Below are 24221 nucleotides of genomic sequence, written 5' to 3' on the forward strand. Positions count from 1 at the left end.
TAGACATTACTTCTTTCTGTTCCCTTTTTTGGCCATTGACTTATAAAAAGGCTTTTTGCCTCTTTTCTTGCTTCCGCTCTTTTTGTGGTCTTCCGGCTTTTTCTTTCTGGCCTTGATTTCCACCGGTCTTGAGCGTCTTTCCGATTTTTTACGTTCAGGCATGCCGATGACCTGGAAATCGATGAGACGTTCTTCGATATTGACATCCATCACTTTGATCTCGATCGGATCGCCGATTCTGAAGACGTTGCCCGTCCGCTCTCCGATAAGTGCCATATGACGTTCATTATACTGGTAGTGGTCATCTGTCATATTGGAAATATGAACGAGTCCCTCAATTGTATTCGGGAGTTCCACAAACATGCCGAAATTCATCACACCGGCAATGACGCCTTCATACGTTTCACCGATATACTGTTTCATATATTCAGCTTTCTTCAGGTCATCCGTATCCCGCTCGGCATCGACCGCGCGGCGTTCTCTGTCGGATGTGTGCTCAGCCGCATCAGGCAGGAAGGCATCGACTTTGCTGATTGTCTTATCATCCGTCCTGCCTTCAATAAGATACTTGCGGATGAGCCTGTGGACGATCAAGTCCGGATAACGTCTGATCGGTGATGTGAAATGGGTATAGAATTCGGTGGATAAACCGAAGTGCCCCAGACTTTCCGGCGAATATTTCGCCTGCTGCATCGAACGGAGCATCAATGTACTGATGACAAGTTCTTCAGGTCTGCCTTCTATCTCCTCCAGTATTTCCTGCAGTGCATGCGGGTGTATTTCATTGCCCTTCCCTTTGACCACAATTCCGAATGTGGAAATAAAGTCAAAAAACTGCCTGAGTTTCTCCTCTTTCGGGTCCTGGTGTATACGGTAAAGGAACGGCACGTCCATCCAGTGGAAGTGCTCGGCCACAGTCTCATTGGCAAGCAGCATGAACTCCTCGATGAGCTTTTCACCCTGTCCGCGGTTTCTTAATACGACATCTTCAGGCGTGCCGTCTTCACCGACAAGTACCTGCGCCTCTTTGAAGTCGAAGTCCATCGCACCGCGCTTGATTCTTTTATTTCTTAAAATCTGTGCAAGCTCCCCCGCAGCCATGATCATCGGTGAGACATCACTGTACTCGGTCATCAGTGCCTGATCTTCATCCTCCAGCATGCCGTTCACTGCATCGTAGGTCATTCTTCTGTTCGAATTGATGACGCTCTGGAAAATTTCATGATTGACCACCTGGCCGTCATGATTCACTTCCATACGGCAGCTCATCGTCAGACGGTCGACTTCAGGATTCAGTGAACAGATGCCGTTCGACAGTCTGTGAGGAATCATCGGAATCACCCTGTCGACCAGATACACACTTGTCGCACGGTCATATGCCTCTTTATCCATCGCAGAATCTTCAGTGATGTAATGGCTCACGTCCGCAATGCTGACCGTCAGCTCATAATTGCCGTTATCGAGCTTTTTCACGGCAACTGCGTCATCAAGGTCCTTCGCATCCGCACCGTCGATCGTAATCGTGTTTTCCTGCCTCAGGTCCGTTCTGTCCCGGAGTTCACCCTCCCGGATCGTATCCGGCACAGCTTCCGCCTGATCCAGCACTTCCTGCGGGAAGTCGATATTGATGCCGTGGTTGAAAATGATGGACAATATATCCACGCCCGGATCATTTTTATGGCCCAGAATCTGAGTTACATGACCTTCCGGATTTGCATTTTCATCTTCAGGATATTTCGTGATTTCAACAAGCACTTTATGGCCGTCGACTGCACCGAGGTTCTGACCTTTCGGAATAAAGAGATCCGTCTTGAAAGTTTTCGAGTCCGGCAGCACGAAACCGAATGACTTGTTATCCACATACTCCCCGACCACTCTTGTAATGCCGCGGGTCAGGATGCTTGTAATATTCCCTTCCATATTGGTGCCGGAAGTCTCGTTGAAAGTCTCAACGAGCACCGTATCGCCGTCAAGCGCCCCGTTGATGCCCGTCGGCGGAATGAAAACATCGTCGACATCTTCATCTTCCACACGCAGGAAGCCGAAGCCCCTCTTATGCATGGACAGCTTTCCTTTGACGAGGCTGGTTTCCGCCACTCTCATATATTTGTCTTTTTTAGTGCGGAAAATGATGCCTTCTTCCTCAAGAGCAACCATTACTTTGACCACTTCTTTGAAATCCTCTGAATCATGGGCATCAAACGCTTTTATAAAATGGTCAATCGTCATCGGTTTATAATCTTCTTTATTCATGATTTCCAAAACCATTTCTCTGTAGTTACTCATGAGAATACCTCCATTATATTATCTCTTCCATAAACTCATATAAATCGTTGAACAGTTCGTTTTTGTCTTTATCTATCGTCAATACGTGTCCGGAGTTTTCATAAAACTTCAATCGTTTTTCCGCTTCCTCTGCGGACACATTGTCATAAATCACATTTGCGGACTCGGGATCGATCACTTCGTCCAGAGATCCCTGCGCCACATACACCGGCACAAATATATCTTCGAGTGACTGTTCCGTCCTGTTGATCATGGCATTGATGTCTTCCAGCATATCGTCAGCGTCGTCAATACTGGCATTGATTTCGTCATCAATCGTCTGACGGTCTTTATTTTCAAAACGCTTTTTGAAATTGGCAGCATACGTGGTATAGCTTTCCAATAGCTCTTTATGCGATTTTATAAACATCGGGCTGCAGATCGTCGCGGCTCCGGTGACGTCACGGTCGCGAGTGAGCAGCAGTCCGAGCGCACCGCCGATTGAAACGCCGGCTGTGAAAATTTTATCGTATCCTTCCGATTTCAGGAAATCGTAAGCTTCTGTAACCTGGCGGTACCAGACATGCGGGGAGGACTTCAAAATGTTTTCGGGCGCCTCTGCGTGACCCTGGTAGTTGAATGAATATGAGGTGATGCCTTTCTTCTGCAGGAAACGGCCCAGCTGTCTGACGTCCGAAGTGTTTCCGGTAAAACCGTGAAGCAGGAGGACAGCATAGTCCGAATGCTCATTAAAATAAAATTCACCTGGCATTTTTACGTTCATCGTCAACATTCCTTTTGTGTGTTACTTCAATTGTACGTTAAAAATTCGACAAACAAAAGAAAAAGAAAACCCTGGCTGTTGAGGGTTTTCTTTTCAGTCATTTTCATTAAATTCAGCTCACATATGTGAGTAAAAGCATGATTAAGAAAAATAGTACGGATAGAATCACAGTTGCTCTGTGTAATACGAGATCCATGCCGCGTGCCTTCTGTTTACCGAATAATTGCTCTGCCCCGCCACTGATTGCACCCGAAAGGCCGGCGCTTTTTCCTGACTGAAGCAATACCACTGCAATTAAAGATATACAAACGATTATCAACATAACAATTAAAACTGTTTGCATGTGGTAGTCCCTCCAATAAATATTAACATTAGAAAGCATACCAAAAGTGCTGCTGTAATGCAAGCCGGGTTTGATTTGCCAAACTACGGATTTCGTCTTTTGGCGGGGTATTTTTTGCAGTTTCAGCATTTCGGCCATGGCAGATCTGACGGTTTCGGGCGGTGGATTGCGCAGTTATTGAATTGCTGTGATTTGACAACAATTTCGGACACTTTTAAAGTTGGAATAACTTTTATTCAATTGTAAGGGGATGGTTGTGATACTCAGATATAAGCCGTTGAAACTTGAGCAGCTGGAAATATTGAAATGCCGGGCAGTAGTGGCTGCTGATGAAGTGAATGAACTCGGCAATTTGAAGCTCGGATGGGAGGGCGAAGGTGAACTGGACCGGATGATTGATGAGAGGATGGCCGGTCGTAATTGTATTCATTTGAAGGATTACCGGTTTTCGGTGAGTCAAACCGGTAATGACAGCCGCAAAGTTTCGAGGAGTACGAGTGAAGTGCAGATTGATAATATTTTTATTGCCGGTGACCTTGTGTTCACTTTTGAAGTGAAGAAGTACAATTTTGATCTGGTGTATTCGGATACCGTGTGGACTTTTACCGGAGGGGACAAGTTTAAAAATCTGATGCAGCAGGTGTCACGACATAATGATGCTTTTCGTTATCTCCTCCGGCAGTCCGGTAATGGTGCTGACTTTGAAGTTTACAGCTGCCTGGTCTTTATTAACCCGAAACAGACAATCTATAATTTGCCTTATGGGAAAAACATTTTGACTTACAGCGGGATTGAGAAATTTTTGGACCGGATTGTGCGGGATAACCATTATTCCCATGACAGGCTGCTGGATTTTCTGGAGTCGCGCCGCCTGACGAAATCCATGTACGACGGCAAAGCGAATATTGAGTTGGATGCGCTGGCCGGCGGAGTTTATTGTGAGCATTGCTATCGGGAGCTGGAGCGTGTGAACCGTAATAAATACAACTGCGTGAAGTGTAATGAAAATTTCGACTTGCTGACCGTTACCCGGCGGTTAATTAATGAGTTGAAAATGTTGAATGAAGATTGGAAGCTGGATTCTTCTATTATAGCCAAATACAGCGGCCATCAGATTTCCAGTTCGTATATAAGACGGCAAAAACAACGTGGAAATATTGATTATTGATTTAAAGTAGTATCGAAGCGCTATATGTGGTGAATATTTGACAACTTATAGCGTGACAACCTCTGCTGCGCTATATCTCATGAATCTGACTGCAACTTATAGCGTGACAACCTCTACTGCGCTATATCTTATGAGTCTGACTGCAACTTATAGCGTGACAACCTCTGCTGCGCTATATCTCATGAGTCTGACTGCAACTTATAGCGTGACAACCTTTGTTGCGCTATATTTCATATGGTGGACTGATACTTATAGCGCAGATTTTTAAATTTCATTGCAAAATAATCTTAACCCCACCAAAAACCCCGCTTCACAAGAAGCGGGGTCCTCACACTAATACAATCTCCTATACTTCATCCAGGTTAAAGAATGAGTCGAGTCCTTTGTATTTAGCTGTTTCAAATAATTCGTCCTCGATACGGAGGAGCTGGTTGTATTTTGCGACGCGGTCTGTACGGGATGGCGCGCCTGTCTTGATCTGACCGGCATTCACCGCAACTGCGATATCTGCGATTGTCGTATCTTCCGTTTCACCTGAACGGTGTGAGATCACGGATGTGTATCCGGCACGGCCGGCCATCTCGATCGCTTCGAAAGTTTCTGTCAGTGTACCGATCTGGTTCACTTTGATCAGGATCGAATTGCCCACGCCTTCTTCGATGCCGCGTGCAAGTTTTTCCGTGTTCGTCACGAACAGGTCGTCACCGACAAGCTGGACGCGGTCGCCGAGGCGGTCCGTCATTAACTTGTGGCCTTCCCAGTCGTTTTCATCCAGGCCGTCTTCGATGGAGATGATCGGATATTTGTCGACCATGTCCGCATACCAGTCCACCATCTCTTCGGCAGTGAATGTCTTGCCTTCACCGGCTAATTCGTAAACGCCTTTTTCAGCATTATAGAATTCTGATGACGCAGCGTCCATCGCCAGACGGATTTCAGTACCAGGCTCGTAGCCTGCTCTTTCAATCGCTTCAATAATTGTAGACAGCGCCTCTTCATTGGAACCGAGGTTCGGCGCAAATCCGCCTTCGTCGCCGACTGCGGTGTTCAGCCCTTTTTCGCTCAGCACTTTTTTCAGGTTGTGGAAAATTTCAGCACCCATGCGCAGACCTTCCTTAAAGCTTTCTGCACCGACCGGCATGATCATGAATTCCTGGATGTCGACGTTATTGTCAGCGTGTTCACCACCGTTGATGATGTTCATCATCGGTACAGGCAGCTGGACTGCATTGAATCCGCCCAGATATTTATAAAGAGGTTGTCCAAGGAAATCTGCAGCTGCTTTAGCCACTGCCATAGATACACCCAGTATTGCATTCGCGCCCAATTTCGCCTTGTTTTCAGTGCCGTCCAGCGCACACATCATTTTATCGATGGACACCTGCTCCAGCACACTGAATTGTCCCTCGATAAGTTCGTCAGCAATTTCTTCATTGACGTTTTCAACCGCTTTTTCTACACCTTTACCTAAGTAACGTGTATCGTCACCGTCACGCAGTTCAACCGCTTCATATTCACCCGTTGACGCTCCGGACGGTACCAGGGCGCGGCCAAACGCACCGCTTTCAGTCAATACTTCCACTTCAACCGTGGGGTTCCCGCGGGAATCGATTACTTCACGTGCATAAACATCAATAATTAATGGCATATCAATATCTCCTTAAATTGTATTTGTTCTATTTTATTATGTGTTAAACAAAGATTAATTTCAACGAAAATAAAACACCTTATCTACTTTTGCAGCAGACTCTTCCCGGTCATCTCTTCCGGCTGCTGAATACCCATCAGATCGAGGAGCGTCGGTGCGATGTCAGCGAGTATGCCGCCGCTTCTCACTTCAACGCCTTCTTTAGTGACGATGATCGGCACCGGATTCGTAGTATGTGCAGTCATCGGCTTGCCTTCAGGTGTCGTCACTTCGTCGGAGTTGCCATGGTCTGCAGTGATGACTGCGTGACCGCCCTGTGCGATGATTTCATCCACAATCGGTCCGAGACACTCGTCTACCGCTTCAATCGCCTTGACTGTCGGTTCGAGTTTTCCGCTGTGCCCGACCATATCCGGGTTCGCAAAATTTAAAATGATCAGGTCGAGATCTTTCTTATCGAGTTCGGCCAGGCACTCATCACGGACTTCGTACGCACTCATTTCAGGCTGCAGATCATACGTCGCCACTTTCGGCGAGTCCACAAGCGTGCGGCGCTCACCTTCAAATTCACTGTGGCGGCCGCCGCTCATGAAGTAGGTGACGTGCGGGTATTTCTCGGTCTCGGCAATTCTCAGCTGCCTGCCGCCGGCGTTCCCGACGACCTCGCCGATCGTATTGACGATGTCTTCTTTTTCAAAGACGATGTCAGCGACGACATCATCACTGTATTTCGTAAATGTCACGAACTTCAAACCGCTGTATTTGCGGTCCATTTCAAAGCCCATGAAGTCTTCATTTGTATAGACTTCGGACAGCTGCGCCGCACGGTCGGGACGGAAGTTGTAGAATATGACGGCATCATCGTTTTTGATGCCGGTTCCTTCCTTATTCTCATAGCCTTTCACAACGAACGGAACGACGAATTCATCGGAAACTTCCTCATCATAGCTCGCCTGTACACCTTCAGCCGCACTGTCGAATACAGGCCCGCGGCCGTTTGAAATGGCATGGTATGCCGGTTCTCCGCGGTCCCACCGCTTATCACGGTCCATCGCGTAATAACGTCCGGAAACCGTTGCGAATTCACCGATGCCAATTTCTTTAAACCTGCGTTCACTCTCCTCTATGAAACCGAGTGCAGAACTCTGTCCGACATCACGGCCGTCAAGGAAGGCGTGAACATACACGCGATCCAGGCCATGCTCCTTAGCCATTTCGAGCAGGGCGAATAAATGCTCATAATGTGAATGGACGCCGCCGTCACTGAGCAGCCCCATGACATGGAGCTCACTGTCATTCCCATCAACATGCTTCATCGTTTCAAGCAGCACTTCGTTATTAAAGAAGTCGCCGTCTTCAATCGACTTGTTGATGCGTGTCAGACTCTGATACACGATGCGGCCGGCGCCGATATTCAGGTGGCCGACCTCGGAATTCCCCATCTGTCCTTCAGGCAGCCCGACATCCAGGCCGGCCGCCGACAGTTCGTTGTGGGGATACTGGTTGAAATAACGATCGAAATTCGGTTTATTCGCCGCTTTTACCGCATTGCCCTTCTCTTCATCACGGTTGGCAAACCCATCCAATATGATCAAAGCTGTCGGTCTGGTCATTATTTAGCACCTTCCAGCAGTTCGAGGAATGACTCCGCTTCAAGAGATGCGCCGCCGACGAGTGCACCGTCGATGTGCTCACGCTCCATATACTCCCTGATGTTTGCCGGTTTTACAGAGCCGCCGTACTGGACGCGTACTTTATCCGCCACGTCATCGCTATATAATGAAGCAATCTTTTTACGGACGGCACCGCACATTTCGTTTGCATCATCGCTTGTTGCGGATTTCCCTGTGCCGATCGCCCAGATCGGTTCATATGCGATGACCACTTTTTTGGCATCTGCAGCAGACACTTCAGAGAGCGCCTTCTCTACCTGGCTTTCAACACGTTCGATATGTCTGCCTTCTTCACGTTCAGCATCAGTTTCCCCGACGCAGACAATCGGTACGATATTGTTTTTCAAAGTGGCAAGCGTCTTTTTATTCACCGTTTCATCTGTTTCGTTAAAATGTTCACGGCGTTCAGAGTGGCCGATGATGATATAGTCCACACCGAGGTCCTGGAGCATGGCGACAGAAACTTCGCCTGTAAACGCGCCGCTGTCCTCTTCATGTGCGTTCTCGGCACCGATGCCGATATTCAGGTCTTTCGCTTTATCAACCAGCGACGGCAGGTGGATGAATGGTGCACAGATTGCACTTTCCACTTCGTCTTTTGCCGGCAGATTTTTCAGGCTGTCAAGAAATTGTTCCCCTTCGGAAATCGTCTTGTTCATCTTCCAGTTCCCTGCGATAAATGGTGTTCTCATTATAATCCTCCTAAAATATCATTACTTATTATTGATTGCTGCAAGTCCCGGCAGTTCTTTGCCTTCTAAATATTCAAGGGACGCACCGCCGCCTGTTGAAATGTGGGAGAAGTCGTCTTCATATCCAAGGTCGAATGCAGCTGCAGCTGAGTCGCCGCCGCCGATGATCGTGATGGCATCGTCCAGTTCTGCAAGTGCTTTACATACGCCGATGGTACCCTGTGCAAAGTTTTCAAATTCAAATACGCCCATCGGACCATTCCATACGACGGTTTTCGCATCTTTCAGATGGCTTTCGAATGCTTTGACAGTATCCGGACCGATATCTAGCCCCATCATGTCGTCGGGAATTTCATCCACCGACACCGTTTTGTGAGATGCATCCTTGTCAAACTTCTCCGCCACGACTGCGTCTTCAGGCAGAACGATTTTATCTTTTCCCGCATCAAGCAGTGATTTTGCCAGGTCGACTTTGTCCGCTTCAAGAAGCGAAGTGCCGATTTCTTTACCCTGTGCCTTGAAGAACGTGTAAGCCATGCCGCCGCCGATAAGTACTTTATCCGCTTTTTCAAGCAGGTTTTCGATGACGCCGATCTTATCCGACACTTTCGCGCCGCCTAAAATTGCAACAAAAGGCTTTTGGGGCGCATCGACCGCACCGCCGATAAAATCAATTTCCTTCTGCATCAGGTAGCCGGATACGGTTTCAATATTTCCGGCAATGCCGACATTGGATGCATGCGAACGGTGTGCTGTACCGAAAGCGTCGTTGACGAAGACGTCGCCGAGCCCCGCCCAGTAACTGCCGAGTTCCGCATCGTTACCGGATTCCTTCTTGCCGTCCACATCTTCGAAACGGGTATTTTCAAACAACAGAATTTCCCCGTCCTTTAAATCATCAATGGCCGATTCCAGCTCGGATCCTCTCGTCTCAGGCACAAATAAAACTGTCTGGCCAAGCAATTTGCCCAACTTATCTGCAACAGGCTGCAAAGTTTTATCCTTCTTATCATCTTCCGTTTTCACTTTGCCGAGGTGCGAGAATAAAATGACCCGGCCGCCCTGTTCCAATACATACTTGATTGTAGGCAACGCCTGCACGATTCGATTATCATTTGTCACTGTACCGTCTTCCATCGGGACGTTCAAATCGGCTCTTAGGAGCACTTTCTTTCCTTTTAATTCAATATCTTCAACAGTTTTCTTCATAACTTGCCTCCTAAAATATTCATTGCCTTCATTATACCCAATTTGGCTGCACATAAAAATAAAAAGCGGATGGAATATCCACCCGCCAGGTTAAGTTTATTATTGTGTTACCAAGTGGTTTAAAGTACGGACAAGCTGGGCAGTATAGGACATTTCATTATCATACCATGCAACGGCTCTTACCAATTGTTTGCCGTCCACTTCAAGTACGCGTGTCTGAGTCGCATCAAACAGTGAACCTTCTTTGATGCCGATGACATCTGCAGATACAATCTGATCTTCGTTATAGCCGAATGAAGGATTGACTGCGTTCTTCATCGCATTGTTTACATCTTCAACTGAAACATCTTTATCCAGTGTTACAGTCACTTCAGTAAGTGAACCCGTTGCTACCGGAACACGCTGCGCGCCGCCGTCAAGCTTGCCTTCAAGTTCAGGCAGGACAAGACCGATCGCTTTTGCGGCACCCGTGGAGTTTGGTACGATGTTTTCCGCTGCCGCACGTGCACGGCGGTAGTCGCCTTTCGCATGTGGTGCATCCAATGTGTTCTGGTCGCCTGTATAAGCGTGAATGGTCGTCATCAGACCTTTTCTGATGCCGAACTCGTCATTTAATACTTTGACAACCGGTGCCAGACAGTTTGTCGTACATGAAGCCGCCGATACAATTTCTTCAGAACCGTCCAGCGTATTTTCGTTCACGCCGTAGACGATCGTTTTCATGTCGCCTTTACCCGGTGCAGAGATCAATACCTTTTTCGCGCCTGCATCAAGGTGTTTTCTTGCATCTTCTTCTTTTGTGAAGAAACCTGTACATTCAAGTACGATATCTATATTTAAATCGCCCCAAGGCAGGTTTGAAGGATCTTTCTCAGTGAAGGATTTCACTTCCTGACCGTTGATTTTGAAGCTGTTATCCAACACTTCGATATCTCCTTCAAAGCGGCCCTGAGTCGAGTCATATTTGAATAAGTGTGCCAAAAAATCATCATCTGTCAAATCGTTTACTGCTACGACTTCCATGTCGTCATAATTTTGAATTTCTCTTGCTGCAAGTCTTCCAATTCTGCCAAATCCATTAATTGCTACTCTAACCATTAAAATGGCCTCCTTAGTTTTATCCTAATAAATGTTGTGCGACCGCTTCATCGATGAACAAAATCGTGTTTTGCGGCGCGAATTTCAAATATGCTTTTACTGCTTCCTTTTTACTGTCTCCGCCTGCAACTGCGAAAATCGATTCTTTATTTTCAAGATCTTCGAGCTGCAGACCGATGGTTTTCACCTTATGGACTATATTCCCATCTGCATCAAAATAAAAACCGAAAGCTTCACCAACTGCTTTTTCCCCGTCCAGTTTCGACATCACTTCCTGAGTGACGTTTCTTCGCCGGGCCATCTGCAGTGCGTCCCCGATACCATGGATGACCATCGATGAACGGCTGTTCAAATCGATGATTTCCCTGACCATCGGTTCTTCCTTCAATGACTCCAATGAAGCCTTGCTGATGCTGTCGGGCGCATATAGCACACGGTGTTGTCCGGATGTCACCTCCGCCAGATGGCTCACTATCGAGTTTGCCTGGAATGCGACATCTTCGCCGAGACCGCCCCTTGCCGGGACGAACAGGAGACCTTCATGTTTCGGTCTCAAAAACTTGCTGACCAATGCCATCGTCGAACCGCCGGCGACTGAAACAATGGCATTCTTGAACAGATTGCCTGTCAGTTCTTCTGCCATCAGTCTCGCCAATTCTTCTTTGACCATTTCATTCTGATCAGCATCGCCTCTGACTACAAATATATCTTTTAATGGATATTGCAGTTTCAGCTTTGCCGCCAAGTCATTGCGGCTTTCAATCAATGTCAGGAATGGTTCAACATCCTTTAATGTCTGCCTGCCGCTCTCTGAAATGGAAATGCCTTTTGCATCGACTTTTATCATGTTCAATTGTGAAAGATCTTCGACTTCCCTGCGTAAAACCCTTTCTGTCATACCCAGATGTCTTGCCAGTGTCCTTCTGCCGATCGGCTGTTCTGCTTCAATATAACTCAATATATCCAGGCGTTTAAGCATGTGGGATAAAATATCAGGTACTATATTTTTCTGGATGTCAATCAATCTCTGCCACATTCGTTCAACCACCTTTCACCAAAGCGAGACGTTTAGCGTCCCACCAGGGACAAAAAAATTACATTATTAATATATCAGAAATATATGTAACAATGCAATTAATTTGGTCACTTAATATCATCTTTACCCTTATTCGCTTTTAAATAATCATAGATCTGAACGAAATCGAGGACGCCTTCCTGTATGATCGTGGTATCGTGTTTCAATACCGGGACCCTGACCATATACTCTTCCTGCAGCGCATCATCTTCATCAATATTCACTTTATTGATTTTAACATTCATTTCCCTGAGCTCGGACAATGCGATCTTTATTTGAAGAATGCCTTCATCACACAATGCACACCGGTCTCTCGTATAATAATCTAAAACTAACACTTTATTCACCTGTCTTTAATTTTGTTATTGCCGTATTCACTAATGAGTAGAACATTTCTGATGTAATGATACCGAGTGCGATTGCACTGGCTATGAGCGCAGCTTCTATACCAAATGAAAATGCCAGCTGATAATCTTCCAGGACGACATTGCGCATCGCCTGGTAGGCCTTTCCGCCCGGGACGAGCGGGATGATGCCGCACGTGATGAATATGACGATCGGCATTTTCATATATCTTGAATTGAAAATCGATACTGCGGTGAGTACTATACCGCCTGCAAAACTTGCCAGTATCTGGTTTACTTCAAAGCTGCTGAGTATATAGTAGACAATCCATCCGGCTGCACCGGTCAGGCCGCATTGCAACAAGGCCCTTCTCGGTGCATTGAACAATATGCCAAAACCCATGGAGGCAAAGAAACTTAAAATGAACTGATAGAGTAAAGTTAACATCGAGCCGCCTCCTTAAATGAGCATGAATATCAATGCCACGCCTGCGCCGATGGCAAAAGCAGTGAGCATCGCTTCCGTTCCTTTCATTACGCCTGCAAGCAGGTGACCGCGGATCATTTCCCGTATGGCATTGGTGATCAGTACGCCGGGAACGAGCGGCATGACAGCTGCAATGATTATCAGATCCATATTTAAACCGGGACCATACTGGACGTAAAGAAAAGATGTGACAGCTATAAAGAATGATGCGAAGAACTCTGTGAAGAATTTGACTCTTGTAAAGCGCAGAATACTTTCCATGATGAATACGCCGAGCGCCCCGCCGAATGCTGCTGCAGGCAGATCTGCAACCGATCCGTCAAACAACAGGAGAAACATGAAAGCCGTCATGCCTCCCGACAGCACCATCAGCCAGAAAGGGAAGACGAGTGCATCGTGTATCTTCTCGATTTTCCTGATCGCCGATTTGATCGGCAGTCCACGCGCGATGTCACGGGACAGATTATTGATGACATCGACCATGCCGAGGTCGTTTGCCCGCTCATCTATGCGCACAGTCTGGGTCAGAGAGTGTTCATTCATGGAAAATATAATGACGGTGGGGGTGACAAAAACCTGAGGATTGCTGATGCCGTATGTATTTGAAATGCGCATCATCGTATCCTCGATCCTGTAAGTTTCAGCACCGCTCTCGAGCAGCAGTTTGCCGCAGTTGATGGCAACGAAGAAAACATCACGTACATAACTTTCCTTGAGACTGTCATCCGGCTCTTCAATGATTTCAATATCGTTCAGCATGTCATCACCCCGCCATATTTATTATTGTCGGTAAATAAAAAACGCCCCCAAAGAGAATCGAACTCCTATCTTAAGAACCGGAATCTTACGTGTTATCCATTACACCATGGGGGCATACTTATACATTGTAACCTAAATGCGGTAATTAAAACATCATAATTGTATCAAATATTTATGACAATTTAAAGTTGGTTTCAATCCTTTGACCTTGTTTGACTAATGTGATATAAATAAAACAGTAGCAAATTACAGATATTTATGGAGGTTAAAACTATGAATCTAATACCTACAGTCATTGAACAGACAAATCGTGGAGAACGGGCTTATGATATTTACAGCAGACTTTTAAAAGATAGAATCATAATGATTGGCAGCGGCATCGATGATAATGTTGCAAACTCGGTAGTGAGCCAGCTTTTATTCCTGCAGGCTCAAGACCCTGAGAAAGATATTTATCTTTATATCAACTCACCGGGCGGCAGTGTCACAGCAGGTATGGCCATTTATGACACGATCCAGCACATCAAGCCGGACGTTCAGACAATCTGTGTCGGCATGGCTGCATCAATGGGATCATTCCTGCTTGCAGCAGGCGCAAAAGGCAAACGCTTTGCACTGCCGAATGCTGAAGTGATGATTCACCAGCCGCTCGGCGGCGCACAGGGGCAGGCAACTGAAATTGAAATTGCTGCCAAACACATTTTAAGAACACGCGAAAAACTGAATAAGATCTTGTCAGAAAGAACCGGCCAGCCACTGGAAAAAATCGAGAAAGATACGGACCGCGACAACTTTATGACTGCTGCGGAAGCACAGGAATACGGTCTGATCGACGAAGTGATGGAACCGGAAAAAGTACAATAATATATTTTGATACAGTGCTATATGTCAAAAAGGCATATAGCGCTTTTATTTTAGTCATTTTTGGGTACAGTGTATAAAGGAATATAAGGAGGCCCTCCATAAATGAATATATTGATTACCGGCGGAACAGGCCTGGTCGGTTCCCGTTTAGCAGAAGTTTTAGTCGAAGAACGCAATCACGTATATATTTTAAGCCGCAGCGAACATTCTGACGACCATCCTTTCATACATTATATAAAATATGATCCGGATGATATCAACAACCTGAGCTGGGCAGATGAACTCCCTCTCAATGTGGATGCGGTCTACAACTTTGCAGGCGCTTCCCTGCAGAAAATGTGGACCGACCGCCACAAGGAAGAAATAATGGATTCGAGAATCAATACAACGAAGATGCTTTACAACTGGGTAAAAAACAGTGACATCAAGCCGGACGTACTGGTCAATGCAAGCGCCGTCGGCTACTACCCGACCAGTGAAAGCGTCAGCTTCACCGAAGAGGACGAGTTCCAGCCGTCGAACTATCTCGCTTCAGTTGTAAACGCATGGGAAAAAGAAGCACTTAATTTTCAGGCGTTCGGGATGAGAGTCGTCCTCGCGCGCTTCGGCCTGGTGCTGGATAAAGACGAAGGTGTACTGCCGATGATGGCTCTGCCTTTCAAGTTCGGGGCCGGCGGGGATATCGGGACAGGCAAACAGTTTTACAGCTGGATCCATCTGGAAGACCTGATCAATTCCCTCCTCTATGTACTGGCCGTCGATGAGTTGGACGGTCCGGTCAATATGACATCACCGGTGCCGCTCAGGCAGGAACAGTTTGCAAAATACCTGGGAATGGCGCTCGGCAAGCCGACAATCGTCAGGACGCCTGGGTTTTTATTCAAAACTGTTCTTGGCGACCAGTCGATTCTGATCATCCGGGGACAGAAAGTCATCCCTCAAAAACTGCTCGCGAACGATTTTAAATTCAACTACCCGACACTCGATCTCGCCCTCGATGATATTTACGGAGCATGACAATAAAAACCGCCGACAACTATTGTCGGCGGTTTTTGTTTATCCAATTTGCGGTACTTTACAGATTCACAGTCACGTCGGCATCCTCACGCAGATCTTCTGAGAGACCCTGTGCCGCTTCTGCTTCTTTTTCTCTGACAAGCTGTTCCTCAATTTGAGGTTTTACATCTTCGAATGCCGGCGGTTCTGTTTCTTCGCCTTCACCTTCACTCTGCGCTTCTTCACGAGCAGCGATCTGCTCATCATAAGCTTCCTGGAGTTCTTCATCTGTCGGCTCGACGTCGCCGGCTTCTTCAGCAATCAGCCCTTCGACTTTCACCTGTTTTTCAAGCTCGGCTCTGATATCATCCTCTGACATGCCGCTCTCTTCCATTGCCGCAAAGAAGTCTTCTTCAGATTCCATGCCGTTTGCTTCGGTGATTTCAGAAATCATTGCATCGACATCTTCTTCTGAAGCACTGATGTCACGGTTTTCAGCTTCCTGTATAAGTAATCTTTCTGAAACCATTCCGTCTGCAATCTGCTGCTTCAGTTCATCTTCATTCACTTCTTCGCCGGTCATTTCCTGCATCATTGAAGCCTGCTGGAACTGACCTGTATATACTTGTTCGAATTCCTCTTTTGTGATTTCTTCGCCATTTACTTCAGCGACGACGTCAGGAACGTCTTCAAGATCCGGTTCCGGCATTTCAGGCGCTTCGCCGCCTTCGGCACCTTCAGATGCCTGGCCCTCTTCGGCAGTCTGTGATTCACCATTTTCTGCACCTTCTCCGTTTTCACCTTCTGCCGACTCGTCGCCACATGCGGATACTGCAAGCATCGTGGCAGCGAGTGATATCATCGTTAACCATTTTTTCATATCTTAAATTACCTCCATGTCGTTATAGTCCGTCATTCTACTCCTGTAACTATTAAATTTCAATTTAAAGCCGGCTCAAACTGTCGACTTTTTTCAATGTTTGACCATTCAGTGACAAATAAAACCCGGCAAGTCTGTGCTCACCGGGAATGATTGAATGCAGTCATTAAAATTCCATCACTTCTCCGCCTTTGATTTTCTCTGCTATGGTATCCAGCTTTCTCAGACGGTGGTTGACACCGGACTTTGAAATCGGGCCGGTCGACAGCATTTCACCGAGCTCTTTCAAAGAGACATCCTGATGCTCGACCCGGAGCCTCGCTATTTCCTGAAGTCTTTCCGGCAGTTCGCCGATGCCTATTTCATCATCAATCAGCTGAATATTTTCCACCTGGCGCATCGCTGCGCTGACGGTTTTGTTCAAATTGGCCGTTTCGCAGTTGACCAGCCTGTTTACGGAGTTTCTCATATCACGGACGATACGTACATCTTCGAATTTCAGAAGTGCCTGATAGCCGCCGATCAGACTTAAAAATTCGGCGATTTTCTCTGCACCTTTCAAGTAAGTGATATATCCGCGTTTACGCTCAATATATTTCGCATTCAGATCATAGCCGTTCATCAGCTCTGTCAACACCTTTGCATGTTCTTCATACAATGATGCAATTTCCAGATGGTAGGCCGATGTTTCCGGATTGTTGACCGAACCGCCTGCCAAAAATGCGCCGCGCAAATAGCTGCGTATACAGCAGTCACTATTCTTGATCTCATCATTGATGTCATTTGTAATCATGTCGTCTTTGATGATATTAAGATCTGAAAGCATCTTATGCGTATCTTTCTTGACCCTGCTTATATAGACATTGTTCTTTTTCAGCTTCATCTTTCTGCGTACGAGCAGTTCGATATCAACGCCGTACAGGTTTTTTATCAACGAAAAGATCCTGCGCGCTATCGCCGCATTTTCCGTCTGAACGCTGATTACCCAGTCGCCGTTAAAAAAGCTTAATGCACCATTCATCTTTATGAGGGCAGACAGTTCACTTTTCTGACAGCTTGTATCGACGTCCACACGCGTAAGTTCATTTTTCATATCTGATGCAAATGACATTTCATCAACCCTAACTTTGATCTTTGTTCAAACGATATTGCAGTGTACTGATTTCGGTCAGCGCAATATCATAAATGATTTCCGCAATCACATCATTATTATGTCTGACTGCACCGTCTTTGTCGACGCTCACCAGGTCGTCCCTGGTCAGTATGGATACGCCCATTTCATCCAGCTGATCTTTGTCGCTCGTCACGACGGTCATGCCGTTTTCCTTGTAATAATCGGAAATATCGGAAGTGATATTCCTTTCATTCTGGACAATATAGTCAAACACATTTTGTCCGATATGTTTGTTGATCGCTGTTAAATGATCAGTTGCAGTATAGCCGATCGTTTCACCGACCTGCGTCATAATGTTTGATATATATACTTTCGTTCCTTCGGAGTGGATCAGTGCTTCCCTCATCCCCGAAGGCAGGAGGTTCGGAATGATGCTTGTATACAGACTGCCCGGTCCGAGCACAATGACATCCGCTTCTTCGATTGCCTCGATCGCTTCCGGTGTCGCTATCGTATCTTTCGGCAATAAAAACACTTCGGAAATTTTCTGCTGCACTTTTGGTATATAGCTTTCACCGATGATGATCGAATCATCATGCATGCGGGCAGCAAGCTTCGGGCTGATGTTCGTCGAAGGAATCACTGTCCCCCGGACGTTCAGAATGTCACTCAGTTCCTCGACTGCCAGTGCGAAATCGCCTGTCATGTCATACATTGCCGCAAGCATCAGGTTGCCAAGGGAATGGCCGCTGATCTCATTCTTTTTAAACCTGTATTTAAACAGGCTTTCAAGTTTCGACTCCATGTCTGACAGGGCAGACATCACATTTCTGATATCCCCCGGTGCCGGCATGTCGATCTGGTCACGGATAATTCCTGTGGAACCGCCGTCGTCTGCTACAGAGACGACCGCAGAGATTTCGACAGGATATTGTTTTAAGCCGCGCGCCAATACACTGAGTCCCGTCCCGCCGCCGATAATCGTCACTCTAACTTTCTTCATGTTTAGCACCTTCTATAAAAGCATCACGGTGTTTCGCTTTTATTTTAAAATCAAAATAATCGGTCAGATCTCTGCTCAGACGTTCTGCCAGAGCTACAGAACGGTGCTGCCCGCCTGTACATCCGATGCCGATGACCAGCTGGGATTTACCTTCTTTCAAATATTGCGGAAGAAGGTAACGCATCATGTCCAATAATTTCGTGTAGAAAATATTCGTTTCCTTGGAGCTCATCACATAGTCATAGACCGGCTGATCGAGCCCTGTGAAAGGCTGAAGGTCACTGATATAATGCGGATTCGGCAGGAACCTCACATCAAACAGAAGGTCGGAATCGATCGGCACACCGTGCTTGAACCCGAAGCTCAGCACATTGACGTGGAAGCCGCTCTCACCGTCTCCTGTAATTTCTTCAAACATTTTGGAGCGGAGCTCTTTCGGCTTGAGTTCCGTCGTATCGATAAGGATATCCGCCCTGTATTTCAGCTCATCAAGCAGCGCCCTCTCTTTTTTTATCGCCTGCAGCACGTTCATCCCGTGATCCAGAGGATGTGAGCGTCTCGTCTCTTTATAACGCGCCACCAGTTTTTCATCAGTCGTATCCAAAAAGATGATTTTGAGTTCGATTTTGTCGTTGGCAATGATCTTTTCCAGTTCTGATACAAGCGTATCGAAAAGTTCTTTGCCTCTTAGATCAATGCCGAGTCCGACATTGTCCATTCTGCCATCCGTTGTTTCCATCAAGTCTGCTATTTTGGGTATCAGAATCGGCGGTAAATTATCGATACAGAAAATATCCATATCTTCCAGTGCTTCCAGTGCGACCGATTTACCTGCGCCGCTCATACCCGTTAGAATGATTAAATTCTTCAATGGCTCCACATCCCGTTCATATTATTACCTTTATTTTACATCATAAATGGGTCGAACTAAAGTTAATGGCAATATACTATAATACCAAAATTGATTACTTTTTACAACGGTCCGCACTCGCATTCTGTCACATTAAAAAGAAGACAAAATGTCAAATTTTGTCTTCTGAAAGTCATCAGTCACCCAATGTTTCGATATATTTCTGTGCATTTTCAGCTGCGATACTGCCGTCGCCGGTTGCTGTAACGATCTGACGCAATGTTTTATCGATGACGTCGCCGGCTGCAAATATGCCCGGAACGCTCGTTTCCATCTCCCTGTTCGTCTCGACATAATTCAGTTCGTTCAGAATACCGAGATCTTTGAACGGTTTTGTCAGAGGCAGCATGCCGATATAGACGAAGACACCGTCCGTATCATAATCGTATGTGTTGCCCGTATTCTTATCCAGAAGAGTCACACTGCCGACTTTGCCTTCACCGTTGATGGACTGCAGCTCAGTATCCCAGATAAACTCGATCTTTTCATTTTTGAATGCACGTTCCTGTAATATTTTCTGGGCACGCAGTTCCGCACGTCTATGGACGATCGTCACTTTGCTGGCGAACTTCGTCAGGTAGACACCTTCTTCCACTGCCGAGTCACCGCCGCCGATGACGACAAGTTCACGTTCTTTGAAGAATGCGCCGTCACATACAGCACAGTAGCTTACGCCGCGTCCGGTAAGAAGATCCTCGCCGGGTACACCGATTTTTTTATATTCCGCACCTGTCGCAATGATGACTGTTTTAGTTTTAAATTCTTCACTGGACGTTTTGAGGAGCTTGTAGGTCCCGTGGTCTTCCACAGACTGGAGGTCGCCATATTTATATTCCGCTCCAAATTTCTGGGCGTGTTCGAACATTTTCGATGACAGATCCGGTCCTGTTATGAAATCAAAACCCGGGAAGTTTTCAACATCTTCTGTGTTCGCCATCTGTCCGCCGGGGACCCCTCTTTCAAGCATGACTGTTTTCAAATTCGCTCTTGATGCATAGACGGCAGCAGTCATTCCTGCCGGTCCGGCACCTACTATCACTACATCATATATGTTTTCTTCCGTCATTATTCTTCTCCTAACATTTAACTATTATAGACGCTCTTCCTAAATCACATCACTCACATTATAAGCGTTAATAATTCACTTTACATCAAATTTGCTTAATGATATCAATGGCCTTGTTCAGCCGGTACGATGTAATCTCAAATTGCTCGGTCATCGCTTTTTTCGTTATTTTTCTGCCTTTCGGATACAGGTACAATGTCGCCGCAACGAGAGATGGAACATCTTCATATTCTTTGATTTTTTCATACAGCAGATGGAATGTATCGATCCACTGCAGACGGTCTTCCTCATTCTCATATCCGACCGCCCTCAATATTTCCAGGCCATTATGCATTTTACCCAGCCTGACCAGTTTAACACCCTGGAACAGAAATGTAACATATAATTTTTCGTAGTCATCCAGCTGTTCAATAGTATCCCACACCGGATGGCCGAGTACCGCATCTTTCGGCTTGATCAGACTGATCCTGTAAAGGCCGAGCAGCCGTATATGAACATCATCGTCATGCAGATGCATATGCGCAATATCTGATATCAGATCATGCGCCTCCTCTTTCTTCCATGGACTGTACATTTCACTCACCTTATGGAAATTCTGCATCTTGTCCCAGAACATTTCCGCCTGCGGAACATTTCCGATATGGTAGCTTGCATGGCTCAAGGCATGCAGCAGCTGGAAACTGATGAACTGCTGGCTTTTATACAGGGGGAACAACAGCTCATATGACCGGTTGTATTGTTTGAGGAAATTCAGTACGAGGCCGACTTTAAATCTGGAGTCGTCATCCAGAGGTTCAACAACTTCCAGTTTTTTTAAATATGACTCATATTCCGACTGCTGCCCTGTGTGGTAGTAAAGCAGCGTCAGATGACTTAAAGCGTGCATATCAGTTTTATTTTCCTTAAGCAGCGTATCCAAAATTTCATAAGCCTCATCAAACTTGTTTAAAAATAAATACGCCATCGCTCTCAAGTTTCTGAACGTTCTTTCTTCCTGCAGACCGACCGGTAACATCGATAAATATTCAAGTGCTTCATCTATGCGCGCATTCATGAAAAGATGCTGGAATATATGATGGCTGACGAATCGTTCCGATTCCTTCTCGACTTCTTCCTCGTCCTCGATGGCCAGATCAAACATCTTTTCCAGCTCTTCATCATATCCCGCTTCCGGAAAATGCTTCGCATACTCTACTCCAAATAAGAAAGATTTGTTCGGATCGTTTGTTATGACAAACAACTGGCTGAGTATAAAATAAAATTCAGCATCATATTGATGCTGAATGAATTTATTGATCAGTAAATATTCAGCTTCAGCCTGCCGTCCATTTTCAGCTAACAAATACACATATTGTGACAAATAAGCTAAATTATTATTATCTATATCATATGCTCTTTCAAAGCTTTTGAGAGCATCTCTCTTCTTTTTCTGCTCTATTCTCTTTAATCCCTGATTGAAGTAAAATGAACCACTTTGATTGAAGGGTATAACTTTTCTTTCAGACATTTTATCTGCTCCTTATCACAAGTGGATTCCCATGACAGCTCGAATTATCGGGGATATCCTTGGACACGACGGCGCCGGCACCGACAGTCACATTGCTGCCGATGGTCACACCGGGCAATACTGTGACGTTGGCGCCGATCATCGTGTTTTCCCCGATATGAACGTCTCCAAGCCTGTATTCATCAACTAAATATTCATGGGTCAATATTACAGTATTATAACCGATTATGCTGTTCTTTCCAATGTGTATCTTCTCCGGATGCATCAGGTCCGGCATCGCCTTGTAGGCAAAAGAAACTTTTTCGGCCAATTCCATCTTCAAAAATTTGCGGTACAAAAAATGTTTCAATTTTGTAGACGGTGAAAAACGGCCGATTTCTATGAAAATAAAGTTCCTGGCAACTTTGAATATGGAGACCGTGCTGTATAGATTCCACAGCGGGTTATACTTTCCAACTTTGTACCGGGTTGTATTTCTCATGATTATTTCTTCCTTTTGTGTTTCTTATTTACAGGTCTGCCTTTGGTTTTCGACTGCTTTTTCCGGCGTTTGTTATCCGGATCATAGACACCGTCAACATTGCCGTACTTCGGCAGATTGTAGTTTCTGCTGCGGTAGATCCAGATTGCTGCAGCGACGATCACCGTGATGATCGATATGACCTGCGCCGTCCGGAGTGCATCCCCGATCATCAGACTGTCGGTACGCATGCCCTCGATGAAGAATCGTCCGATGGAGTAGTAAAATAAATAGAGCAGCATAGTCTGTCCGATTTTAAGTTTCGGTCTGAGCAGCATCAGTATGATGAAGCCGATGATATTCCATACCGACTCATACAAAAATGTCGGATGATAATATGCCCCGTCTATGTACATCTGATTGATGATGAACTCGGGAAGCATGAGAGACTCGAGAAAGTTTCTCGTCACTTCGCCGCCATGAGCTTCCTGGTTCATGAAGTTCCCCCATCTGCCGATGGCCTGACCCAGAATCAGACTGGGTATGGCGATGTCGGCCACCTGGAAGAAGCTCAGATTATTTTTGTAACAGTAGACCAGCCCTGCCAGAATACCGCCGATAATTCCGCCATGGATGGCCATTCCGCCCTCGTTGACCATTATGATCGAAATCGGGTCCTGGAGATAGTAATCCAGGTTGAAGAATACGTAGTAAAGTCTTGCGCCGATCAGCGAGGCCAGAATGATATAAAACATCAGATCGATGAACATCCCTTCAGGCATGTTCTTTTTAACGGCTTCCCTGTTGGCGATCAAAAACCCGAGCAGCATGCCGAACGCGATGATGACGCCGTACCATCTGAGGTCGATCGGTCCGAGGGAGATGATTACCGGGTCAAGCGGTTGTATATTAAATATCATTTTCCAGTCCTCCGTTGACTTTGATTTGCTTATTTAAGCGGTCGTTGAATTCAACTGCCGCATCATATCCCATATTCTGCAGACGGTAATTCATTGCGGCGACCTCTATGATGCCGGCCAGGCTCCGGCCGGGGCGGATCGGTATGGTCCTTTTTTCTATTTCCGAATTCAATATGGTGAGTTTTGTACGGTCGAGGCCCACTCTGTCATATGCCTTGCCTTTTTCCCATGTCTCGAGATTGACATTCAGCATAATTCTCTTTTCAGCCAGTATACAGCCTGCTCCGAACAGCGTCATGACGTTTATAATGCCGAGACCCCTGATTTCAAGCAGGTTCTCTATCAGTTTGGGGGCGCTGCCCATCAGGACATTGTCCGTCACTTCCCGGATTTCCACATTGTCATCTGCAACAAGACGGTGCCCGTTTTTTACGAGTTCAAGCGCGGTTTCACTTTTTCCGACCCCGCTTTCACCGGTGATGAGTACACCGATGCCGTACACATCCACCAGCACACCGTGCATATTCGTTTCCGGTGCCAGCGCCTTTTCCAGATAGCTTGACAATCTCGAGTAGAATGTCGTCGTGTTTGCATCCGAGACAAGTAACGGTGTGTTACTGGAGTTGCACGCTTCTATCAGTTCAAGAGGCGGGTTGATCTGTCTGGCGAGTACTATACATGGTGTCTCCTTACGGCAGAGACGGTTGGAACGTTCTTCCCGCTCTTTTTCTGTCAGCATCCTTTCAAAGAAAGAGATTTCCGTCATCCCGAGTATCTGGACTCTGTCAGAGGAATAATGTGAGAAGTATCCGCCGATTTCCAATGCCGGCCTCGAAATGTCATAGTTTTTTATTTCGTTCGTCAACCCCTCATTTCCGGCGGCGACTTTCAATGTAAATGTATCTACGAGTTCATGTACCGTTAACACCCAATCACCTCTTGAATTCTCATGTTAA

General features: G+C 46.2%; 24 protein-coding genes and 1 tRNA gene. 3 read left to right on the forward strand and 22 right to left on the reverse strand.

Going from position 1 to position 24221, the window contains the following annotated elements; genetic code table 11:
• Positions 1–6: 6 nt before the first annotated feature.
• The 3 genes from rnr to secG all read right to left on the reverse strand — a co-directional run bounded on the left by rnr (position 7) and on the right by secG (position 3392).
• Entirely contained in the window at positions 7–2286 is a 2280-nt protein-coding gene (gene rnr / locus BLR15_RS09125) for a ribonuclease R (RefSeq protein WP_092986792.1), read from the reverse strand.
• Between the two features lie 13 nt (positions 2287–2299).
• A complete protein-coding gene (locus BLR15_RS09130; RefSeq protein ID WP_092986794.1) occupies positions 2300–3049 on the reverse strand; it encodes an alpha/beta hydrolase in 750 nt (249 codons plus the stop codon).
• A gap of 112 nt (positions 3050–3161) precedes the next feature.
• Positions 3162–3392, reverse strand: a complete 231-nt coding sequence (secG, locus tag BLR15_RS09135) for a preprotein translocase subunit SecG (RefSeq protein ID WP_092986796.1) — start codon at positions 3390–3392, stop codon at positions 3162–3164.
• A gap of 256 nt (positions 3393–3648) precedes the next feature.
• Between secG and BLR15_RS09140 the strand changes: the two genes are divergently transcribed.
• Positions 3649–4560, forward strand: coding sequence for a nuclease-related domain-containing protein (locus tag BLR15_RS09140; protein WP_176754119.1), 912 nt, complete (start codon positions 3649–3651; stop codon positions 4558–4560).
• 346 nt (positions 4561–4906) lie between these two features.
• Here the strand turns inward: BLR15_RS09140 and eno are convergent, their stop codons facing one another.
• The 10 genes from eno to BLR15_RS09190 all read right to left on the reverse strand — a co-directional run bounded on the left by eno (position 4907) and on the right by BLR15_RS09190 (position 13659).
• Positions 4907–6208: a phosphopyruvate hydratase gene (eno, locus tag BLR15_RS09145; protein WP_092986800.1), complete on the reverse strand. Its 1302-nt coding sequence runs from the start codon at positions 6206–6208 to the stop codon at positions 4907–4909.
• 83 nt (positions 6209–6291) lie between these two features.
• Positions 6292–7824 carry a 2,3-bisphosphoglycerate-independent phosphoglycerate mutase gene (gene gpmI, locus BLR15_RS09150; protein WP_092986802.1) on the reverse strand — a complete coding sequence of 511 codons (1533 nt, stop codon included), beginning with the start codon at positions 7822–7824 and terminating at the stop codon, positions 6292–6294.
• Positions 7821–8573 carry a triose-phosphate isomerase gene (tpiA, locus tag BLR15_RS14280; protein ID WP_092986804.1) on the reverse strand — a complete coding sequence of 251 codons (753 nt, stop codon included), beginning with the start codon at positions 8571–8573 and terminating at the stop codon, positions 7821–7823. Before tpiA ends, gpmI begins: the two co-directional genes overlap by 4 nt.
• Positions 8574–8594: 21 nt before the next feature.
• Complete coding sequence (locus tag BLR15_RS14285) at positions 8595–9782, reverse strand: phosphoglycerate kinase (protein ID WP_092986806.1); 1188 nt, start codon at positions 9780–9782, stop codon at positions 8595–8597.
• A gap of 99 nt (positions 9783–9881) precedes the next feature.
• Positions 9882–10880 carry a type I glyceraldehyde-3-phosphate dehydrogenase gene (gene gap, locus BLR15_RS09165; RefSeq protein ID WP_092986808.1) on the reverse strand — a complete coding sequence of 333 codons (999 nt, stop codon included), beginning with the start codon at positions 10878–10880 and terminating at the stop codon, positions 9882–9884.
• Positions 10881–10899: 19 nt separating this feature from the next.
• Positions 10900–11916 carry a sugar-binding transcriptional regulator gene (locus BLR15_RS09170; protein ID WP_092986810.1) on the reverse strand — a complete coding sequence of 339 codons (1017 nt, stop codon included), beginning with the start codon at positions 11914–11916 and terminating at the stop codon, positions 10900–10902.
• A gap of 107 nt (positions 11917–12023) precedes the next feature.
• Positions 12024–12293, reverse strand: coding sequence for a glutaredoxin family protein (locus BLR15_RS09175; RefSeq protein ID WP_092986812.1), 270 nt, complete (start codon positions 12291–12293; stop codon positions 12024–12026).
• Between the two features lies 1 nt (position 12294).
• Positions 12295–12747, reverse strand: coding sequence for a threonine/serine exporter family protein (locus BLR15_RS09180; RefSeq protein ID WP_092986814.1), 453 nt, complete (start codon positions 12745–12747; stop codon positions 12295–12297).
• A gap of 12 nt (positions 12748–12759) precedes the next feature.
• Positions 12760–13545, reverse strand: coding sequence for a threonine/serine exporter family protein (locus tag BLR15_RS09185; protein WP_092986816.1), 786 nt, complete (start codon positions 13543–13545; stop codon positions 12760–12762).
• 42 nt (positions 13546–13587) lie between these two features.
• A tRNA-Arg gene (locus BLR15_RS09190) sits at positions 13588–13659 on the reverse strand.
• A gap of 159 nt (positions 13660–13818) precedes the next feature.
• On the opposite strand from BLR15_RS09190, the gene clpP reads away from it, so the two are divergent.
• Both clpP and BLR15_RS09200 read left to right on the forward strand, forming a co-directional pair.
• Positions 13819–14409, forward strand: coding sequence for an ATP-dependent Clp endopeptidase proteolytic subunit ClpP (gene clpP, locus BLR15_RS09195; RefSeq protein ID WP_092986818.1), 591 nt, complete (start codon positions 13819–13821; stop codon positions 14407–14409).
• A 102-nt stretch (positions 14410–14511) separates the two neighbouring features.
• Positions 14512–15426, forward strand: coding sequence for a TIGR01777 family oxidoreductase (locus BLR15_RS09200; protein ID WP_092986820.1), 915 nt, complete (start codon positions 14512–14514; stop codon positions 15424–15426).
• A 58-nt stretch (positions 15427–15484) separates the two neighbouring features.
• On the opposite strand, the gene BLR15_RS09205 is transcribed toward BLR15_RS09200, so the two are convergent.
• From BLR15_RS09205 to hprK, 9 genes are all read right to left on the reverse strand, one after another.
• On the reverse strand, positions 15485–16285 hold the full coding sequence (locus tag BLR15_RS09205) for a SurA N-terminal domain-containing protein (protein ID WP_092986822.1): 801 nt from the start codon (positions 16283–16285) through the stop codon (positions 15485–15487).
• A gap of 166 nt (positions 16286–16451) precedes the next feature.
• Positions 16452–17396: a DNA-binding protein WhiA gene (gene whiA / locus BLR15_RS09210; protein ID WP_092986824.1), complete on the reverse strand. Its 945-nt coding sequence runs from the start codon at positions 17394–17396 to the stop codon at positions 16452–16454.
• 10 nt (positions 17397–17406) lie between these two features.
• The gene (locus tag BLR15_RS09215; RefSeq protein ID WP_092986826.1) at positions 17407–18402 is read right to left on the reverse strand and encodes a gluconeogenesis factor YvcK family protein; all 996 of its coding nucleotides are present in this window, start codon (positions 18400–18402) and stop codon (positions 17407–17409) included.
• The gene (rapZ, locus tag BLR15_RS09220) at positions 18389–19273 is read right to left on the reverse strand and encodes an RNase adapter RapZ (RefSeq protein ID WP_092986828.1); all 885 of its coding nucleotides are present in this window, start codon (positions 19271–19273) and stop codon (positions 18389–18391) included. Before rapZ ends, BLR15_RS09215 begins: the two co-directional genes overlap by 14 nt.
• 175 nt (positions 19274–19448) lie before the next feature.
• On the reverse strand, positions 19449–20378 hold the full coding sequence (gene trxB / locus BLR15_RS09225; protein WP_092986830.1) for a thioredoxin-disulfide reductase: 930 nt from the start codon (positions 20376–20378) through the stop codon (positions 19449–19451).
• An 85-nt stretch (positions 20379–20463) separates the two neighbouring features.
• Positions 20464–21885, reverse strand: coding sequence for a tetratricopeptide repeat protein (locus BLR15_RS09230; protein WP_092986832.1), 1422 nt, complete (start codon positions 21883–21885; stop codon positions 20464–20466).
• Between the two features lies 1 nt (position 21886).
• The gene (locus tag BLR15_RS09235) at positions 21887–22366 is read right to left on the reverse strand and encodes an acyltransferase (protein ID WP_092986834.1); all 480 of its coding nucleotides are present in this window, start codon (positions 22364–22366) and stop codon (positions 21887–21889) included.
• 2 nt (positions 22367–22368) lie between these two features.
• Positions 22369–23265, reverse strand: a complete 897-nt coding sequence (gene lgt, locus BLR15_RS09240; RefSeq protein ID WP_092986836.1) for a prolipoprotein diacylglyceryl transferase — start codon at positions 23263–23265, stop codon at positions 22369–22371.
• The gene (gene hprK / locus BLR15_RS09245) at positions 23255–24193 is read right to left on the reverse strand and encodes an HPr(Ser) kinase/phosphatase (RefSeq protein ID WP_092986838.1); all 939 of its coding nucleotides are present in this window, start codon (positions 24191–24193) and stop codon (positions 23255–23257) included. The genes lgt and hprK overlap by 11 nt, the downstream gene beginning before the upstream one ends.
• Positions 24194–24221: the final 28 nt, after the last annotated feature.

This window comes from Lacicoccus qingdaonensis (genome assembly GCF_900101075.1).
Classification (GTDB): Bacteria; Bacillota; Bacilli; order Staphylococcales; family Salinicoccaceae; genus Lacicoccus; species Lacicoccus qingdaonensis.

Coding starts and splice junctions, on each gene's coding strand:
- trxB (WP_092986830.1), bottom strand. CDS start 20,378: ATGACGGAAGAAAACATATATGATGTAGTGATAGTAGGTGCCGGACCG.
- BLR15_RS09205 (WP_092986822.1), bottom strand. CDS start 16,285: ATGAAAAAATGGTTAACGATGATATCACTCGCTGCCACGATGCTTGCA.
- BLR15_RS09185 (WP_092986816.1), bottom strand. CDS start 13,545: ATGCTGAACGATATTGAAATCATTGAAGAGCCGGATGACAGTCTCAAG.
- BLR15_RS09230 (WP_092986832.1), bottom strand. CDS start 21,885: ATGTCTGAAAGAAAAGTTATACCCTTCAATCAAAGTGGTTCATTTTAC.
- gap (WP_092986808.1), bottom strand. CDS start 10,880: ATGGTTAGAGTAGCAATTAATGGATTTGGCAGAATTGGAAGACTTGCA.
- BLR15_RS09235 (WP_092986834.1), bottom strand. CDS start 22,366: ATGAGAAATACAACCCGGTACAAAGTTGGAAAGTATAACCCGCTGTGG.
- BLR15_RS14285 (WP_092986806.1), bottom strand. CDS start 9,782: ATGAAGAAAACTGTTGAAGATATTGAATTAAAAGGAAAGAAAGTGCTC.
- BLR15_RS09215 (WP_092986826.1), bottom strand. CDS start 18,402: ATGAAGAAAGTTAGAGTGACGATTATCGGCGGCGGGACGGGACTCAGT.
- rnr (WP_092986792.1), bottom strand. CDS start 2,286: ATGAGTAACTACAGAGAAATGGTTTTGGAAATCATGAATAAAGAAGAT.
- secG (WP_092986796.1), bottom strand. CDS start 3,392: ATGCAAACAGTTTTAATTGTTATGTTGATAATCGTTTGTATATCTTTA.
- BLR15_RS09130 (WP_092986794.1), bottom strand. CDS start 3,049: ATGAACGTAAAAATGCCAGGTGAATTTTATTTTAATGAGCATTCGGAC.
- eno (WP_092986800.1), bottom strand. CDS start 6,208: ATGCCATTAATTATTGATGTTTATGCACGTGAAGTAATCGATTCCCGC.
- BLR15_RS09170 (WP_092986810.1), bottom strand. CDS start 11,916: ATGTGGCAGAGATTGATTGACATCCAGAAAAATATAGTACCTGATATT.
- clpP (WP_092986818.1), top strand. CDS start 13,819: ATGAATCTAATACCTACAGTCATTGAACAGACAAATCGTGGAGAACGG.
- whiA (WP_092986824.1), bottom strand. CDS start 17,396: ATGTCATTTGCATCAGATATGAAAAATGAACTTACGCGTGTGGACGTC.
- BLR15_RS09180 (WP_092986814.1), bottom strand. CDS start 12,747: ATGTTAACTTTACTCTATCAGTTCATTTTAAGTTTCTTTGCCTCCATG.
- lgt (WP_092986836.1), bottom strand. CDS start 23,265: ATGATATTTAATATACAACCGCTTGACCCGGTAATCATCTCCCTCGGA.
- BLR15_RS09200 (WP_092986820.1), top strand. CDS start 14,512: ATGAATATATTGATTACCGGCGGAACAGGCCTGGTCGGTTCCCGTTTA.
- tpiA (WP_092986804.1), bottom strand. CDS start 8,573: ATGAGAACACCATTTATCGCAGGGAACTGGAAGATGAACAAGACGATT.